Origin of the sequence: Halobellus ordinarius (assembly GCF_031823395.1) — an archaeon.
Classification (GTDB): domain Archaea; phylum Halobacteriota; class Halobacteria; order Halobacteriales; family Haloferacaceae; genus Haloquadratum; species Haloquadratum ordinarius.
The window spans coordinates 334,789-349,271 of record NZ_JAVQKJ010000006.1 but is presented as its reverse complement, the minus strand read 5'-3'; the positions used below and the strand labels follow the sequence as shown (position 1 = coordinate 349,271).

Below are 14,483 nucleotides of genomic sequence, written 5' to 3'. Positions count from 1 at the left end.
GTCATCGATCCACCTCCCCCATAATCGTGTCGAGACTGCCGAGCGTCGCCACGAGATCAGCGACGTACTCGCCTTCCGCCATCGCCGGTAGCGCCGACAGGTTCGAGAATGATGGGCCACGGATTTTGAACCGTGCGGGCGTATCGGTCCCGTCCGCACGGATGTAGATCCCGAGCTCGCCCTTCGCGCCCTCAACAGCCCGGTAGCACTCCCCGGACGGTTTCAGCGTCCGCGGTACGTTTGCTTGGCAGGCCCGGTCCGCGTCCGGCCAGTCCGAGAGCAGGTCGACGCACTGTTCTATGATGGCCGCTGATTCTTCGATCTCCTGTAGTCGTACGAGCACGCGGGCGAAGTTATCGCAGCCGTCTCGGGTGATGACGTTCCACTCAAGACGATCGTAGTAGCCGTACGAGTCGTCACGTCGGAGGTCGTAATCAATCCCGGAGGCACGAGCGACCGGCCCGGTGGCTCCATACTGCTTTGCGACTGCTGGTGGGAACTCGCCGGTGTCGACACACCGGGCTTGGAAGACTTCGTTGCTCGTCAGGAGATCGTGATATTCTGTAAGCTTCCGTGGCAACTCGTTGGTGAAGGCCCGCACGTCTTCAAGGAACTCCTCGCGGGGCTCAGGAAGGTCCCACGCGACGCCGCCAACCCGGAAGTAATTGAACATCATTCGCTGCCCGGTCAGGTCCTCAAGGAGGTCCTGGACGAGTTCCCGGTCCCGAAACCCGTACATAAATGTAGCATTGAACTCGCCGCTGACGTCCAGCGCGTACATCGCAGTAAACAACAAGTGCGAGAGAATCCGAGACAATTCGGCACTCATCGTCCGGACGACTTGGGCATACTCAGGGACGTCGATACCGGCTAGGTCTTCGATGATGCGGGCGTACGCCCACTCGTTCAGGAGACCCGCACCGCCCCAGTCCCAGCGGTCTGGGTACGGCATAATCTGGTGGCGGTAGGTCCCCTGCTGGCACATCTGTTCTTCACACCGGTGTATGTACCCGATATCCGGCTCGACATCGGCAATTGTCTCTCCATCCAGTTCGACGTTCAAATGAAGGACTCCGTGAGTCGACGGATGGTGCGGTCCGATGTTGATGTGCATCGTGTCAGGTCCCTCACGGTGATCCTCCTGAAGCGGATTCGCGTGCTCGGACAGCGGCACGATCTGGGACCGTGTCTGATCATAGTCCAGCGACAACGGATGTCCCTGCCAGGTCTCCGGCAGCAGGATCCGCCGCAGATCCGGGTGATCCGCGTATTCGATACCGACTAGATCGTAGGCCTCCCGTTCGTGCCACGCAGCAGTCTGGTAGACCGGTGTCGCCGACTCGCTGACGGGATCGTCTTTCGCCGTCGGGACAACGACCGACAACTCGCGCGTCCGATCGTCGTAACTGGTGAGGTGATAGATCGTCTCGAAGCGGTCTTCGTACTCTTGGGCAGTCACACACGAACAGTGGTCGAATCCTGCCGCCGAGCGAAGTGTCGAGAGGACGCTCTGCACTCGGTCAGCGCGGATCACGACCGCGGGAGCGTTGTCGTGTGTTTCACGACTGACGATGGCGTCGGTTGGGAGGGCGGTGACCGCCTCAGACGGGGGCTGCCGGGCGGTCGAGCGGTGATGCTGAGACATCGTCCTCACGTATCAGTTCCAGATTTGGCCGGGTAGGCGCGTCGCCTCACCAGTGGTGTGATATAAATACTATAGTAGCGTTTGCAAGTTTTTACTTACTCGATCGCACGACTGCGTGCGATCGGATATGCAATCAGTTGCAAACGCTACTATAGTGGGCGTTCGGAACTGTCTTTTTCTCGTTGCGCCGCGGCGGTGAGCGGCGCCACGGTAGTGATTTATTTCCGACGTGATACAACTCGTCGTATGCGGTATCTCACGGTGAAAATCAAGCCAAACGAGGGAGGCGCATTTCATCCACTCGGAGATGAGCTCACGGAATCACCGGACATCGACCGAAGAGCCATTCATCACGTCGAACTGCTGGTCGACGAGACGGTGTTATTACTGGCCGAAGCGAGCGGCAGTCAAGACCGATACGAACAGATTATGGCCGAATCCCCGCACGTGATCGATTATCTCGTCGCTGGAGACGACCGGTGGATGGCTGTGAGTCAATTCGAACCGACCGACGAAGTCCGACGGGCACTGACACTCCAGCAAGAATCGTTTCTAGTGGTCGATACGCCGATGCACTTTACCTCGGAGGATCACCTCAAGATCACGTACCTCGGGACGGAAGACAGCTTCAGAACGCTGTTCGACTACACTGACGAGTTGGATTCGATGGCGGTCGACATTCTCAATATGGGAGAGTACGAGGCCGACGAGTCGTCACTCAGTCGGATGATCACAGCCCGGCAAGAAGAAGTCCTTGAGACAGCCGTGGAGTTAGGATACTACACCGAACCACGTCAAGCATCACTTGAAGAGATCGGTGAAGCTGTCGGGATATCACCTGGAACAGTGGGTGAACACCTTCGAAAAGTCGAAGAACGCGTCTTCAGAGAGATCGTCCGCTGACGTGATTTCAGAAACTCACTCGGCGTGGTTTCGTGACTGGGTTCCGGAAACCGGACGTACCTCCTGACCGATTGAGTCGTGGCTCGGGGACTACGCTGATGTGATCGGGCTCATGGCTGAAATATAAATGGCCTCACCGCTACGGCAGTCCGCCTATTCGGATGCATCGTGTATTTTCAGACATCAATACCCCGTTGACGCGTGAGCAGAGTATCCGAATCGCTCGCCTTCCCAACCAATACCGATGTCAGCAACACCACAATCCACAGATACTGACGCATCGTTGCTTACAATCCCCAACGTCGAATCCTCCTCCCGGGAGGTAAATGGCGTCCAACTACACGTCGTAACGGCTGGCGACCCTGACGCACCCCTCGTCGTCTTGTTACACGGCCACCCGGATTTCTGGTACGGGTGGCGCCACCAGATCGGTCCGCTCGTCAAAGGTGGCTATCGCGTGGTAGTCCCGGATCAGCGGGGCTGTAACCTGAGCGAGGCACCTGATGGAATCGACGCCTACCGGATGTCGAATCTCGTCGCTGATGTTCGTGAATTAATCCACAGTGAGGGACGCGAGTCGGCCCATATAGTTGGGCACGATTTCGGCGCGTTCGTGGCCTGGAACGTCGCTCTTCGCGAACCAACGATCGTCGATCGACTCGGGATCTGTAATGTTCCGCACCCGACGGTGTATCGAGAGACGCTCCGCTCCAGTCTCCGCCAGATCACCCGGAGTTGGTACGTCTGGTTCTACCAGCTCCCGAAGCTCCCTGAGTGGATGCTACGCCGGAACGAGATGGATAATATGGTTGCGACGCTCGAGGTATCCTCGAATGAGGGAACGTTCGACGATGAAGCGATCGCACGGTATCAGGCGGCGTGGCAACATACTGGTATTGAACCACGTATCAACTGGTACCGTGGATTCCGGCGATCGGAGCGTCCCCCACGTGACACCGTGGTCCAGCCGACGCTGATCTGTTGGGGTGAAGATGACGTCGGACTCGTCTCGTCGATGGCCGAACGGAGTCTCAAATACTGTGAGGCCGGTCGGCTCAGAACGTTTCCTGACGCGTCACATTGGGTGCATCACGAGCGCAAGGCAGTTACCGACGAATTACTCGACCACCTCTCGTGAGTGAGCCGTCATTCGATTACACTCACAGCAAATCGAGCCTGCAGCAGGGCTTGATACTGAAGCCGTTGTTTCAGCTTAGTTTGCTGTTAATACTCTGTTCTGACAAGGCTCGTCTATGGATTCGGTCTCCCTGTCCTCCCTCAGCGATTGTGAGGTAATGACAACTGACGGAACAAAACTCGGTACGCTCGATAACATCACGCTGAACCCCAACACAGGTGAACTCGAATTTCTCTGCGTCAATCCGAGCGGCAAGGAGTCAGCCGGATTCCCACGAATGGGGAATGGCCAAGTGGTCGTCTCCGTCGACAGAGTCGAAACGGCACAAGAGTACCTCATCGTGAATGTACCCGGGCAATCTTTGGATGCAGCCGTGGACGGTTAGGTCGGTGAGTAAACTACCCCGCCTTACTCGCTCGCCGTTGGGCTCGCTTGTTGAGGGCGGGGCTTTCCCCGTGGTTACGGTTTCCATCCGCCCCCGTGTATGGACGTGGCGCGGTTCACGGCGGCAGGACGAGCACGCGGAGGGGATTCCTGCGCGGTGTTTCGTCCCGTGGTCGAAGTCCGAAGCCGTCTCACCCGACTTTAATTTCCAGTGTTCTCGGCCATTCGTCTGGCTTCGTTGTCCCCGGATTCAGGGCCGGTCTACGGCGGCCCCTCCACGCGGTCCGTTTTGATCCCCGTGGAGTGTAACAGGGTCTGTCTCGGGGCGTGTTAAACCTATGCGAACGCGCTTCCTCCCCGCCCTGCTCACTTCGCTCGCTGAGGACGAGGCCTCCGCGCTACCGAACGGTGAATGAACAAGACTTGTATAGATCTGAGGAGTATCGGCGGCTATGCCCTCCCGTCGAAGGTTTCTCACGGTCTGTACCGCTGGCATCTGTCTGACGGCTGGCTGTGCGGCGCTGAATTCATCTCCCAGTATTCCCCGTGAGGCGCAGATTCTTGACGAGCGAACGACGATCGATTCGGGCGAGTATCACGTGTGGAAGCTTTCTGAGCCTATCAGCAGTGCTTCACTTCCATCGGACGATGATATCTATATATTTAGTTATGAGTTCGTGGTCGAGAAGGGGCCAGCGATCGTACTCGCAGCTACCACCAGCGACTCGCTCAAACGCCGAGAGACCGATGGCCACTACCGGGTGTGGGGAGGAACTCGAACACAGGGCCAGCAGGGAGCAACAAGCAAATCGATGCCAAAAGCGTTACTCGAACTACTCGTTGCCGACAACCAATATATTGGCTCGGAAACCCCGCCGCCCAATCGCAGTGCAGCGACAGTTCACGTCCAGGCTTACATCAGCACTCCTAAACAGAACTGAGTGGTGGTAACCCCGTTTGCCTGAACTCCTCTGGAACTCATCTGTTTTGGACTAATTGATGTTCGAACCCTCTAACTTATCGATTTAGATACCTGCACTGATCGCGCCAACTAGTTCAACAAGTGCGTATACGATAGCGACGCTGCCAAACATCAGTCCTATTGTCCCCAGTAATTGGTTTCGTGGGGCCGTGGTCGTTTGTGCTACAACCAATAGGGCTATCAGTGCAACGAGAACGGCGAGTAGTCGGTCAGTTCGTTCGGTCATATGGCAACGCACCAACTGTTTAGTGTAAGACGAGTAGCGGTGTTTCAGGCCAATCCCCAGTGACAACAGTAGCGCTGTGGCAGTCATCTTCAGACCCTCTAGCAGCGTCAATTGTAGCGTCTTTCCACTCGCTCTCGGCTATTTTGGCCCGAACAGTCCAGCGCTGTGCATCAGAATTCTCGTTCCACTCGTTGATGGTGTACTCTGGTTGTTCTAGTTCCGATCCCGGATCAAGTGGATACGATGCCTGATGGACAAGAGTGCCGTTACGGAGGACTTCGAGCGAGACGTTGAATGAGTCTGCAATACTGTTCGCCAGCGCGAACGCTCCAAGCGTGTCGGATCGCATCCCGAGTTCGGCTTCGAGAGTCGCACATCCTGTTACTGATGTGAGGGCTGTCGTACTGATAGTGGCGAGGGCCTGACGGCGATTCATATCGTTGCTAAGCCGAAAATACGTAAGTGCCTTCTGCAGAACTGATACATACAGTGAGTATAGTGAACAAATTGATCGAACAGAGATTGGTCACGACGTTACTTGTTTGACGCTCTCAAGAACAGGTAGTAACTTGGAATGATCGTTTGATACTTTCTTACGAATTTCGGTCGATCCACGCACAGAAGTCGTCGAAATCGTTCGCACCTGCGTCCTCGGCAATCTCTCGAAGGGTTCCGATCCGAAGTTCATCGTGGAGCGGCACAGTTACCTGCCGTTGGTCGTCCTTGTTGGTCGGGTGCTCGTAGTACAGTTGGGCGTGGTCGCCGGTCGTTCGACGCCAATCGAATCCGCCATCGTTGACGAGGACCTTGACCACTTCTCGTCCGGAGAACGTCCGTCTCCCCATTACTCCAAAACGTCCGGTGGACCCTGCTCACCGGTCGTATTATCCTCGGGATCGATTCCCACCTCTTTGAGTTCCTCGTCTGTGGGTTCGCGTCCGGCCTCACCCTTTCGTAGGGCAACAGCGTCATCGAGGTTTTCCAGTGCCGACATTCGTGAGGCCCCCTGAGTCGTCACTCCCGTTTCGACGTCTTTGGCGATCCACCCATCGTCCTCACGCCAGAGACGGATTTCGTCTTCGTGGTTGTCGCCGTCCCACGTTGAGGTAGCCATTACCGTTTGTTACGGGATGAAGAGAATAAGTATTTGGTCCGATCGGGTTCTTCGGCGTTCCTACGGCAGCCAAACCGGTGTTGAAAACCTCCGCCGAGTTCCTCGCACGAGAGGCGACGAATCGTTCAGTATGCACACAGGTTCTCACGGCTGATCCGGCTGTGAAGTCGTGAAATAATCCCGTGACAAGTCTTCTATGACACCCTGTGAGTGAGATCGATTCGATCTCACCCACGGTGGTCGCTCAAGGTTGGCGTCGCCTGATTCAAACTCGAACGTGATCCGGTACGTCGTCGGTTCGTCGCTGAACGACCTGACCAGCACGTACTCCGCGTACGTTCCCGCAGGTTCTGTAGTGTCCCAGGAGACGTTCGCCGATGTGACTACGTGCGAGTTAGCGTCAGTCCGTACCTCACCCGAGGCGTCTGTAACTCGGTACGGCTCCCGTCCGTCGTACCATCCTGACCGTGGCTTATAGACTGTCCCGTCCGACGAATCAGACCCTTCGGCCTCGTACCCGGCGACGGCTAGATTGTTTACGAACACCGATGCTGTGCCTGACACCGGCTGCGTGACGCCGGTGCCGTTCTCTTTGACGATGACTGCCACGCTGTCACCGTCCCGATCTGAACCGACGAGTACGCGATCCTCATCCTCAGCAATCAGTTCTCGTTGCTGCTCGGCGGTATCACTCCCTTCAATCGTCCGCTTGCGGTAGACCGGGCCAGTTGCGTTGGGCTGGTAGGCCGCTGCAACAACGTCGCCATCGACAACCCGCTGGTACCATGCGCCATCAGCAGTTACCACGCCGTCGAATGCCAGTCTCACCTGTCCGTCGACGACGAGACTTCCCGTCGCGCTGAACTCGTCTGTCTCACCAACGGTGAATCGATCGCTCGGAGTGTTCGCTGCGTGTGGTTCGGTCATCGTAAACGGATACACGGCAGAGAGGACGAGGCTGAAACAGACCACTGCAAGCATACCAATCAGGACACCGGCAGTCCGACGCTTCATATGCGTCCGCAGAAGTCAGTGGGGTGCCTGTATCAACCCATCGGAAAGTAAAATGCGGGTCTCATCGACGCTGTGCGTCCTCGTGGTATTGGTCGGTGAGGAGACGTTGGGACTTCCCGGCGACACTGACCGTCATTTCAGCGCTTTATATGCGGAACAGGCGCAATACCACGGCCTTCAGGCCGTGGATACGCGCCGTCACTTAGTGACACTTCCCACCGACAATTGCATAGCCGAGTTTCTAATCCATACGTTCAAGTGGCAAAACCCGCGATACTGTGGTAAGGTCAGGTCGGAACGGAGCGGATTCCGAACGACCTTCGGAGGCGGCCAACCCGCCACCCAATGAGACAATATCCGGAACGCCGACGTGGTGAACGCGAATCCCAGAAAGGTTCGTCTTGTGCCCGTCGGTCGAGCAAGGTTCAAGATAACTCCGAGTCCGGCGACGTGTCAGCGACTCCCGCTGGCAAAAACAACAGATGGGAGTCAACGACGCCGAGGATAGGAGTAACAGCCGCTTGGCACGGCTAGACAGCCACCGACCACGACGACTGGGTTAGACGCGGACTCCCGTGAAGTGGCGGCGTCCATGGTTGCAGACCTGAAACTCCCACCGCTCGGGATTCCTCCGCGTTCACGCGGAGGAGGATGTCAATAAGGCACTTTTGTTGGCAGCCTCGCTAGTGAATCGGGGCTCGAACGTTCAGGACGGCAGAGCACGCCTCAGATATTCAGACACGTCGTTTCCGCTAGGTACAATTCCACCAACGCCAAGTCAGTATAGTTTGAGAGATGCGATATGGCTCGTGACTTTACCTTCAGAAATTTCTTGCAAGAAGTAGGGATGCGTCTCGGTGCTGCCGTCGTTGTCGTCAGCGTCTTCCTCGGAGTCGGGTATTTCAACCGGACTGACTTCCTCGGGCTCTCCAGCTTTCTTGGCACCCAAGCTATAGTAGCGTTTGCAAGTCTTCACTCACACGATCGCACGACTGCGTGCAATCGAATGAGCAATAAGTTGCAAACGCTACTATAGTTTCTTTGCTATCTCATTATTACTCATCGGACTCATTTCCCTGAGTTGGATCGGTATCCAGCGATATAGGGAATGACACTCGCTTCGGACCGACTCTTGACGTACGCCCGTGACGTCGCCGGGCTTGTGGGCATCGCGCTGATGCTCGCCGGGATCCAGTACTACGCACTACTCCCCGTTCGGGACGCACTCGTGTTTGATCACGGGCGGGTCCGTGGCTATACGTTGCTCACCGCAGCGTACGTCCACACCTCCGAGACATACCTCCTTCAGAACCTGGACGCGTACCTCCGCATCGTCGAGTTCCCGTACCTGTACAGTGTAGCGCGCCACGGGCGACGCTGGTTCTGGCGAACCACACTTGCCCTGCTGTTCGTCCTTCCGATCCTCACCAGCTACGCGTTGCTTCCAGTCCTGTATCCGGGCGTTACGCCTGTCACGTACGGTTTTTCAGACATTGCGGCTGGTTTTGCGGGAGTCCTCATCGTCGCCGTCGGACGCTACGTACAAGCCCGCCACAGTACCACCGTCGCGTGGGCAGTTAGTTGTACAGGCGGCGCGCTCGTCGTCGCCGGTGGCTGGTACCTCACAGCCCCACGCTCACAGTCGGATGCCCGCACTTGACTCGCGTGGGTGCCGGAAACAGTCGTGTTTGGCCTCACTGGCGTCGTCCTCGGCACGCTGCTCTGGGATTTCTTCCCACCGCTGTCAGCGCTCAATGCTGCCGGCCCGACAACGAATCTTTTGGGCCACGTCGCCGGGCTCGGCCGGGGAGTCGTGCTTGCCGCCAGCCTGCACGTACTCGAACAGAACGGAGCCTTCGATAAGTGATTTTCATCCCGAGTCTCTATGAGCGAATACGCTCACGCAAGGTATTGTGAATTGCTCAGTACATCAGGAAGCTGTCTCGACACCACGGCAGGCAGCGGTTGCGTCACAGGCGTCGACGAACCGTACTGTCTCGATCACTCACCGAAATCCGAATGACAAACCGGTCAGCAGCGGCAGAATTTATTGAGTACGCCGACTGTTTGGCGGTATGTGGAAGCCCTCCATCCACACAGTCCTGTTCGACCGGAACCACCAGTTGCGGCGTCCGTTCCGGGTCGTTTGGAACGAATCTGACCGACGTCCCCGCTCCCCCGTTCGTCTCACCGCTGGGTTCGTGTTGTTCCTCATACTGGCAGGGGCGGGAAACCAGTTCCGTCCGACGCTCATCTCCGGTGACGGGCCGCTCATCCAGACCGTCAATATGATCAGTCGACAGCTCCCGAACGCTGTTGGACTCACCCTTGCCGTCGTCGTCGCTGCAGTCCTGATCGATCGACGGCGACTCACCGATTTGGGGTTACACGTGGATCAGGGGTGGTGGCGCGGGTTCGGTGGCGGGACCGCACTCGGTGCCGGTATCACACTTCTCTCAGTTGGTGTCGGACTCACAATCGGGTATTACGAGTTTACCGGCGTCGTGACAACGCATCAAGTACTCTGGTGGGTCGTACTCGCAGTCGGTGGGGCTGTCTTCCAGTTGCTATTCGTGATTCCGGAGGAACTGTTCGTCCGAGGATACCTCATTACCAACATTACCGAGGGGTTCGATGGCGTTCGACGGATTCCGAGGTGGGTGGCTGCCGGTATCGGCGTGCTCACAGCCGCTGGGGTGTTTTATGTGACACACGCTGCGGGGAAAGGCCGGGTCTTCGGAGTTATGATGGCCGGGGTATCCCTCCTGCTTGGCCTCGGATACGTTGTCAGTGGAGATCTGTCCGTGCCGATCGGGATTCATTTCGGGGCCAACTTCGCCGGGGTACTCGTCGGGACGAACGCTCAACCGGCAAGTCTCCTCCACATAACGAGCACCACGACCATTCAAGAGTCGATTGCCCTCCCGCTTGAGGCCGTTGTCGTTCGGCTTGCAGGTGCCGTTCTTGGAATCGCACTGGTAGTAGCGTGGTACCGTACTGTATATGGTGGACTTCGCGTCGTCCCCAATCTGGGGCGGCCAACACTTCGGTGGGAACCTGCCACGAACACCTCCGAGGAGTGAGTTCTGCACAGCCTGAGACATTCAATAGGAGCGCCGCCGTCTCGATACCACGGTACGACACACCCCCTAACAAGAGTACGTCCAGTCCCCCAGTACTGACAGGAGCGCCGCTTGGGAGTCACCAACGCAATACGCAAGCGCGGCACCCCGGTTGCTTGGTGACAGTGAGTTGGGGATACTGAATGCAAACCGTGCAGTACATCCAGTCGCGAGTGAGCTTTGAACACAGGCTCCCGTCGTTCGAGCTTGGTGGTATCGAAACGAGGCGGTTGAGGATGACTGACCCCTTTGCCCCACCGGCGGTCAACCCGTTTGCGATCAAGGACATCGAGATTGAGCCACGTCCTCGGGAAGATCTCGTTATCTGGGTGATGTGGATGCGGTCCTGCTCAAGCCCGAAGCCGAGTGCTACGTCCACGAAAACGGCGCTTTGCGGGTTGAACGCAAACTACAGGCGTGGTCGGAGACTGAGAAGGAATCGTCTATATCAACTATCAACTATCAACTATTGCAGTACTGACGAGGGTGTCATAGAACGAGTAGCACACCAAAGAGCAGGGTGAACGCTGAGGTGGATGAGTTCAGCGACCCTGCAAGATGATCCTTCGGTAGACTCGTTCTTTAATGTCGTGGAGACGGAGACGCTAGCACTGTTCGAGCACCTCTCGTTTGAGTTTCTCGAAGAGTTCGACGTGTTCGCCCCGGCGGAGACGGGGCGAACACGAGAGCACCAACCACCAGAGCTGATGCGTGGCTTTCTCCACTGCTACTACAAGGACATCTACGGCATTCGTCCCGTTGAACGAGAGCTTCGGAACAAGATTGTCTGGCTGAGCTGTGGGTTCGATCGACCGCCGTCGAGAGACGCGGTCGATCGATTCCTTACCGACCTCGAACACGCCGTTGACGAGGTCTTTACCCGACTCGTCGAGCAGGCCGCCCGGCGCGGCCTGCTCGACTTGACCTACTGTATCGATTCAACCGACGTGAGGGCGATGCCCGCCGATCAAGACGCGTCGAAGTGCTACGATCCAACCGCTGAGAGTACTACCACGGCTACGGTTGCACGATCGTCTCGACCGGGCAAAAGATCCCGATTGCGGCGGAGTTCACCGAGAGTAAGCAAGCACCAGAGGAGACGGCGATGCGCGTCACGCGTGACGCGCTCGCCGTCGCCACCCCGATCTGGATGGTCGGTGACAGCGCCTACGACACGCTCGACTGGCACGACCACCTGCTGGCCGCAGGAGTCGTGCCAGTCGCTCCGTACAACGCGCGAAACACTGACGATCCGAAAGACATCGAGTACAGGGTCGAAGACCGCATCGAACAACACAGCGAGGACGTACAGCTGAAGCAATCGACGCTAGACGAGACGTACAACCGCCGGACAGGAGCTGAACGAACCAACGAATCAGTGAAGGACTGCGGCCTCGGGCGAACGCACGCCCGAGGCCGCGTTCACGCACGATCGCAGGTGTTCCTTGCGCTGTGCCTTCGTCTTGTCGTCGCAATCACCAACTACGAACGCGGAGACAATCCGGGAAGCACGATCATCACGGTGTGAGAAGAGTTCTATGACACCCTCAAGTTATTGTTGCAAATACACAGGTCGCGTTAAGTTATTGTAGCGTTTGCAACTGATTACTCATCCGATCGCACGCTGTCGTGCGATCGTGTGAGCGAAGACTTGCAAACGCTACTATAGGTACCAATATGGCTGCAGTCACGCGATTTTATTGAAGTGTTCTAGAATGTTGTAGCTGATCGTGTTCTGACGATCAACGGCAAGGAGAACTGAGAAGGCGTATCCTATAGTAGCGTTTGCAACTGATTACTCATCCGATCGCACGCTATCGTGCGATCGTGTGAGCGAAGACTTGCAAACGCTACTATATTTCTCCCGGAGTTACTACCTGTCTTGAGTATATAAATCGGGTTTCTCCAACTCGGAAAATGCTCTTGCAGTCTTGCGTTTCTGCTTAACTTAACGCGACCCGACTTCCTACACAAACTCTCAAACTACTACGCTCGGGAGTACGACCTCGTCGCGGTCGAAGATCTTGACGTTCACGGGATGATGCAACTGCCGTCGAACAGTAGCAACCGAGCGTCGGCGTCGTGGCGGACATTCATCGACTTCCTCAAATACAAATGCGAGCGCGAGGGCACGCACTTCGTGAAAGTCGAACCTGAGGGCACGACGAAAGAGTGTGCCGAGTGCGGGGTTGAGGTTGAGAAAGAACTGTGGGTGCGCGAACATTCCTGCCCGACCTGTGGGTTCGAGACCGACCGCGACGAGAACGCCGCGTACAACGTGCTACAACGCGGGCTTTCAGAGTTAGGCGTGGGACACGCCGAAGTGACGCCTGCGGAGACTGCACTCCCTACGTCCGCGACTGGTGGGTCGTCCACCGTCGTGGATGCAAAGTGCGTCGTTGAAACAGGAAGCCCCACCCTCAAGGAGCGAACGGCGGTAGCCGTGAGCGAGTAGGGTGGGGTAGTTCACTCTATTCTCCTTCCGTATAGGCAGTCTCTCGTTCGCATCGACCGACAGCATCAAGCCGCCTCGTGGAATAGCTCCGGAAACGTGACGGACGACAGACGTGACAGATCGGGTCTCCAGATCAGCCGCCGTCGGGCCCTGACCGTCGGCGGCGCGGCCGCAGTGAGCCTCCTCGCCTCCGGACGGGTCCCGACCATCGACAGCCTGGCGGTGAGCCGAGAACGCACTGTCAGCAACCGTCCGGTCTCGCTCCAGCACCTCCACGACGCGGGGATTACTGGCACGGGCGTGGATGTCGCCGTTCTCGATCCGACCGGCTTCGATCCAAATCACGATGCCATCGCGGGCACAATCGACGCGATCAGGCAGTTCGGTGACGAAAGCGCCGTCGTCGAGGGGACCAGTCACGGTACCGCCGCCGGGGCAGCCGTCGTTCGCCTCGCGCCCGACGCCCGACTCTCGCTGGCGTCCTTTCGCCGACCGTCAGAGTTCGTCGCTGCAATCGAGTGGGCACGGACGCGTGCGGTGGATGTAATCTTGGCCCCGGTTGCGGCCCACGGCACCGCCGCGACGTCCCGGTCTGCGGTCTACAGAGCCGCCCGTCGGGCGGTCGAATCCGGATCTGTCTTCGTCGCGCCGACCGGCAACGCGGCACGCGGTCACTGGGAAGGGCCGTACGGAGCGCTGGCTGACGATGGATCGACACGGCGGCGGCTGCGAATTCGGCCGCGTCCGGGTACCGACTCGATCGCCGGCCGGTTCCGGGCGTGGCTCGTGACCGACCCCGCGATTGAGATCGATCTGACGCTTTCGCTTCTCCGCTCGGTGGACGACGGCCGCCGGTGGAACCTGGTCGCGCTCTCGCAGGCGACGGAGGACCGTCTCGGACAGCGCCTCGTGGCCGACATCTCTCCGGGAACGTACGCGCTTTCAGTCCGCCCGACCAGTAGTGACGGAGGCGGGTCGACAGATCCCGGGAGAGAGAACCCCGACCAGACGGGTCGTGTGTCCGTGACGACAACGACACACGCCCTCGCATCTCCTCGGCCGCTGGGGAGCATCGCAGCCCCCGCGAGCGTTCCCGGCGTCATCGGCGTCGGCGTGACAGCCGACCCGGGGAACGAAGAATCCACCGACGGGGTCGCCGCGGAATCTCCCTCCGGGAACGGGGTGTCACCGTACAGCGGCCGTGGACCGACCGCGCAGGGCCAGATCGGCGTTGATGTTATCGCGCCGCCGGTGCCGTGGGTCGCCGAGGAGGACGCTGGAACGTCTGCGGCGGCCGCGCGGGCCGCTGGCGCCGCGGCGCTGGTATTGGACGCGGCCCCAACTCTCGATACCGCGGAGGTCGCAACCCTCCTCCGTGCTTCGGCGGGTGATGTCGGTCGGTCGGGCCGCGACCTGGCATCCGGTGCGGGTCGGCTGGACGTGACCGCCGCCGTCCAACGTGCCCGGGCACGGTGAACTGGGCGACAATCGCGGAATCGC

The 14,483-nt window shown here is 58.2% G+C and carries 13 protein-coding genes and 2 pseudogenes; 10 read left to right on the top strand and 5 right to left on the bottom strand.

The window, feature by feature from the left end; translation table 11 throughout:
- Position 1 precedes the first annotated feature (1 nt).
- Positions 2-1,645, bottom strand: coding sequence for an NADH-quinone oxidoreductase subunit D (locus RJT48_RS10795; protein ID WP_311172288.1), 1,644 nt, complete (start codon positions 1,643-1,645; stop codon positions 2-4).
- Between the two features lie 246 nt (positions 1,646-1,891).
- Here RJT48_RS10795 and RJT48_RS10790 point away from each other — a divergent pair, with 246 nt between their 5' ends.
- The 4 genes from RJT48_RS10790 to RJT48_RS10775 all read left to right on the top strand — a co-directional run bounded on the left by RJT48_RS10790 (position 1,892) and on the right by RJT48_RS10775 (position 5,011).
- The gene (locus tag RJT48_RS10790; protein ID WP_311172287.1) at positions 1,892-2,548 is read left to right on the top strand and encodes a helix-turn-helix domain-containing protein; all 657 of its coding nucleotides are present in this window, start codon (positions 1,892-1,894) and stop codon (positions 2,546-2,548) included.
- Positions 2,549-2,792: 244 nt separating this feature from the next.
- Positions 2,793-3,686 carry an alpha/beta fold hydrolase gene (locus tag RJT48_RS10785; RefSeq protein ID WP_311172286.1) on the top strand — a complete coding sequence of 298 codons (894 nt, stop codon included), beginning with the start codon at positions 2,793-2,795 and terminating at the stop codon, positions 3,684-3,686.
- Positions 3,687-3,801: 115 nt separating this feature from the next.
- Entirely contained in the window at positions 3,802-4,071 is a 270-nt protein-coding gene (locus RJT48_RS10780) for a PRC-barrel domain-containing protein (protein WP_311172285.1), read from the top strand.
- A gap of 451 nt (positions 4,072-4,522) precedes the next feature.
- A complete protein-coding gene (locus RJT48_RS10775; protein WP_311172284.1) occupies positions 4,523-5,011 on the top strand; it encodes a hypothetical protein in 489 nt (162 codons plus the stop codon).
- A gap of 286 nt (positions 5,012-5,297) precedes the next feature.
- Here RJT48_RS10775 and RJT48_RS10770 read toward each other — a convergent pair whose 3' ends face one another.
- From RJT48_RS10770 to RJT48_RS10755, 4 genes are all read right to left on the bottom strand, one after another.
- On the bottom strand, positions 5,298-5,714 hold the full coding sequence (locus tag RJT48_RS10770) for a hypothetical protein (protein ID WP_311172283.1): 417 nt from the start codon (positions 5,712-5,714) through the stop codon (positions 5,298-5,300).
- Between the two features lie 157 nt (positions 5,715-5,871).
- Positions 5,872-6,123, bottom strand: a complete 252-nt coding sequence (locus RJT48_RS10765; RefSeq protein WP_311172282.1) for a type II toxin-antitoxin system HicA family toxin — start codon at positions 6,121-6,123, stop codon at positions 5,872-5,874.
- Entirely contained in the window at positions 6,123-6,392 is a 270-nt protein-coding gene (locus tag RJT48_RS10760) for a type II toxin-antitoxin system HicB family antitoxin (protein WP_311172281.1), read from the bottom strand. The genes RJT48_RS10765 and RJT48_RS10760 overlap by 1 nt, the downstream gene beginning before the upstream one ends.
- Positions 6,393-6,536: 144 nt before the next feature.
- Entirely contained in the window at positions 6,537-7,373 is an 837-nt protein-coding gene (locus tag RJT48_RS10755; RefSeq protein WP_311172280.1) for a hypothetical protein, read from the bottom strand.
- Positions 7,374-8,514: 1,141 nt separating this feature from the next.
- Between RJT48_RS10755 and RJT48_RS10750 the strand changes: the two genes are divergently transcribed.
- The 6 genes and pseudogenes from RJT48_RS10750 (at position 8,515) to RJT48_RS10725 (ending at position 14,459) form a co-directional block, all read left to right on the top strand.
- The gene (locus RJT48_RS10750; protein WP_311172279.1) at positions 8,515-9,066 is read left to right on the top strand and encodes a hypothetical protein; all 552 of its coding nucleotides are present in this window, start codon (positions 8,515-8,517) and stop codon (positions 9,064-9,066) included.
- A gap of 9 nt (positions 9,067-9,075) precedes the next feature.
- Complete coding sequence (locus RJT48_RS10745; RefSeq protein ID WP_311172278.1) at positions 9,076-9,273, top strand: hypothetical protein; 198 nt, start codon at positions 9,076-9,078, stop codon at positions 9,271-9,273.
- 208 nt (positions 9,274-9,481) lie between these two features.
- Positions 9,482-10,489, top strand: coding sequence for a CPBP family intramembrane glutamic endopeptidase (locus RJT48_RS10740; RefSeq protein WP_311172277.1), 1,008 nt, complete (start codon positions 9,482-9,484; stop codon positions 10,487-10,489).
- A 575-nt stretch (positions 10,490-11,064) separates the two neighbouring features.
- A pseudogene (locus RJT48_RS10735) lies at positions 11,065-12,056 on the top strand (transposase).
- 414 nt (positions 12,057-12,470) lie between these two features.
- Positions 12,471-12,983: pseudogene (locus RJT48_RS10730) on the top strand (RNA-guided endonuclease InsQ/TnpB family protein); the annotation flags it as partial.
- A gap of 96 nt (positions 12,984-13,079) precedes the next feature.
- On the top strand, positions 13,080-14,459 hold the full coding sequence (locus RJT48_RS10725; RefSeq protein WP_311172276.1) for a S8 family serine peptidase: 1,380 nt from the start codon (positions 13,080-13,082) through the stop codon (positions 14,457-14,459).
- The last annotated feature ends 24 nt before the right edge of the window (positions 14,460-14,483 follow it).